This is a genomic window from Piscinibacter sp. (assembly GCF_050175855.1).
GTDB lineage: Bacteria > Pseudomonadota > Gammaproteobacteria > Burkholderiales > Burkholderiaceae_C > Piscinibacter.
Map to the genome: position 1 here is coordinate 1 of NZ_JBFXIO010000505.1, position 3,044 is coordinate 3,044.

Below are 3,044 nucleotides of genomic sequence, written 5' to 3' on the forward strand. Positions count from 1 at the left end.
CATGACGTTCTTGGCCTGACCCTCGCGCGTCTTCCTCAGCTGGACGACGAGGTGGTAGCGTGCAACGCCGCCGACCGTCAGGTGCACGTCGGTCACGTTCGGGAAGCTGCGCTGAAGATGGGCCAGCAAGGTGGCCTCGCGCGGGATCGCACCCAGCAGGAGATGCTCCATCTCGGCCGGCACGATGGTGTGAAACACGGGCTCGCTGCGATGGGTCACGGCATCGATCGCGATGACCTCGCGTTCCTCGCGCGCGCTGTAGTACTTCGGGAATTCGCCGAACGGTCCCTCGAGCTCGCGCACGCGGGGCAGCAGGCGGCCTTCGATGACGATCTCCGCCTCGGCCGGCACGCGCACCTCGTTGGTCAGGCACTTCACCACCGGCAGCGGCTTGCCATGGAGGGCGCCAGCGATTTCCAGCTCGTCGCAGTCGATCGGGGCGATGGCCTGCGAGGCGAGCGCCGTCAGCGGATCCACGCCAATCGCGATCGCCACCTCCAGTGCTTCCCCCTTCGCCTCCGCGGCGGCAAAGAAGGCATGCAGGTGCCGCGGCAGGATCAGGATGCCGAGCCGGTCCGGGCCGTGGATCTGGATTCGATTGATCGAGACGTTCTGGACGCCTGACTTCGGATTTCGCGCGATCACCAGGCCCGCGGTGATGTAGGCACCATGATCGTGTTCGCTGTGCGTCGGGACGGGCAGCAGTGCGCGGATGTCGCCATTGCCGTCCTCGAAGCGGTGCACGATCTGCCGAACCGGCGCTACGGCGTCGTCGACCTCGTGCCAGGCCAGCGGCTTCTCGGCCGCGGCACGGAATTGCTGCAGCAGGCGCGCCTCCGGCACGCCCATCGCTTCGGCGATCCAGGAGCGTTGCGACATGAAGCCGGAGACCACCGGGATCGGGTGCCCTGACGGCCGTGGGAAGAGCGCTGCCTGCCGGCCGTCGAGGCGTTTGGCGATGGCGGCAAGCTCGTGCTCGAGTGCCACGCCAGGCCGGATGGCGGCGAGACGGTTGCTGGCGGCGAGGTGGCGTAGCCAGCCTCGCAGGCTGGTGTGGGCAGCGGTCATGACGGCGAGTTCTCTTCAGGCGGGGGGGATGGCGGGCAGCGTGGTGTTCACGGGCTCGTACTCGCCCGACTGCAACTTGCGCCGCAGCACCTTGCCCACCGGGCTCTTGGGGATCTCGCGCACGAAGACGTAGTCGCGCGGGCGCTTGAAGTTGACGAGGTCGCTCTCGCGGCAGTGCGCATCGAGCGACTGCGCGTCCACCGGGACGCGTGCCTTCACGAAGGCGACGACCTTCTGACCCCAGCGTTCGTCTTGCAGACCTGCCACGGCCACTTCGTCGACGGCCGGATGCAGCGACAGCACCGACTCGATGTCGACCGGCGAGATGTTCTCGCCGCCGCTGATGATCATGTCGTCGACACGGCCGGTGACGAACAGGTCGCCGTCACCGTCGACGTAGCCGGTGTCACCGGTGAAGTACCAGCCGCGGTGCAGGCTCTTCGCATCGGCGTCGGGGCGCTTGTGATAGCCCTCGAAGGCCTCGTCGCTGCGCAGCTCCGCGATGATCTGGCCCTCTACCATCGGCGCAGTGGCGCACGCCGGGTCCCGCTGGTCGAGTCTGACGACGCGCAGCCGCGTGTTGAGCCCGGCACGGCCTGCCGAACCCGGCTTTTCGGCCGCGCGCTGATTGATCGAGAAGGTGTAGATCTCGGAACTGCCGTAGTGATTGACGAACAACTCCGGCTCGAAAGCGGCCTGCAGCCGCTGAAGCAGCGCGTCGTGCATCGGTGCGCCGGCGAAGCCGAGCTTGCGCACGCTGCGGGTGTCGATGCTCGCGAACGAAGGGTGCGACAGCAGGTCGTGATACAGCGTCGGCACGAGATAGAGGTGCGTCACCTGCTCGTCGCGGATCGCCTCGAGCGCGCGCCGGGCGTCGAAGCGCGGGATGCAGACGAAGCGCCCGTCGATCAGCGCCAGCGACAGCAGCGAGCGCACGCCCATCGTGTGGTAGAGCGGCATCACGCCCAGCGTGCACTCACCCACCCCGTAGCGGTTCTGCGCCACGTGGGCCAGCGCGGCGATGCGCTCGGCCCGGTGGCGCCGCGGAACGCCCTTCGGTTTGCCGGTGGTTCCGCTGGTGTAGAGCATCAGCGACCAGTCGTCGGCCTCGGCTCGCGGTATCGGCTCCGCATCGGCCACCATCCAGTCCTCGAAGTGCAGCGTTGCACCATGAACGTCGCCCACCCCGATGCGCAGTGCCTGAGACGCCGCCGAGGAAGCAGCCACTGCGGCATCAGCAACCGGCTCCCAGACGATCGCTTTCGCGTCGGCATCGGCCAGGCAGTAGTCGATCTCCTCGGGCTTGGCGCGCCAGTTCAGTGGCGTCATCACGATGCCCGCGAACTGGCAGGCCCAGTGCAGCGTGGCCATCTCCCAGCGGTTCTGCAGCACCACCAGCAGATGGTCGCCGCGCACGAGACCGGCTTCGGCCAGCCCGCTCTGCGCTGCGCCGACGCAGCGGGCCCACTGGTAGTAGCTGAGGCGCAGCGCGCCGTCGACGATCGCCACCTCGCGCGGGCTGCGCTCGACGCTTTGCAGGAAGGTGCGTCCGAGATCAAGCATGCGAGGACTCCGCCCCGACGCGCGCGCGCGTCGTCTCCGCTCTTGCGCGCGCCACGTCCAGAACCGCCGCGACGATGGGGGTGTAGCCGGTACAGCGGCACAGGTGCCCGGACAGCATCTCGCGCACCTGTGCTTCGTCCGGTACGCCGCGGCCGGCAATGCGTGCCAGCCAGTCGGCGCACGACATCAAGATGCCCGGCGTGCAAAAGCCGCACTGCAGGGCATGGTGACGTTTGAAGGCGGCCTGCAGGTCACCCAGCACCGCATCGTCCGTGGCCAGGCTCTCCACGGTGCGGACCTCACGGCCTTCGACCTGCACGGCCAGTGTCAGACAGGCGCGCTGCGCGACGCCGTCGATCTGCACTGTGCAGGCACCGCACACGCCATGCTCACAGCCCACGTGGGTGCCGGTA

At 68.3% G+C, this 3,044-nt stretch carries 3 protein-coding genes; all 3 read right to left on the reverse strand.

Translation table 11 applies throughout. From position 1 onward, the window contains the following. Nucleotides 1–1,068 (reverse strand): UbiD family decarboxylase (locus AB7U92_RS24695; protein ID WP_428583117.1); only part of this gene is annotated, 1,068 nt, incomplete at its 3' end. Nucleotides 1,069–1,083: 15 nt separating this feature from the next. Beyond that, nucleotides 1,084–2,631 carry an AMP-binding protein gene (locus AB7U92_RS24700; protein WP_428583119.1) on the reverse strand — a complete coding sequence of 516 codons (1,548 nt, stop codon included), beginning with the start codon at nucleotides 2,629–2,631 and terminating at the stop codon, nucleotides 1,084–1,086. After that, a partial coding sequence (locus AB7U92_RS24705; protein WP_428583121.1) for a (2Fe-2S)-binding protein occupies nucleotides 2,624–3,044 on the reverse strand: 421 nt, incomplete at its 5' end. The genes AB7U92_RS24700 and AB7U92_RS24705, both read right to left, overlap by 8 nt.

Coding starts and splice junctions, on each gene's coding strand:
- AB7U92_RS24700 (WP_428583119.1), bottom strand. CDS start 2,631: ATGCTTGATCTCGGACGCACCTTCCTGCAAAGCGTCGAGCGCAGCCCG.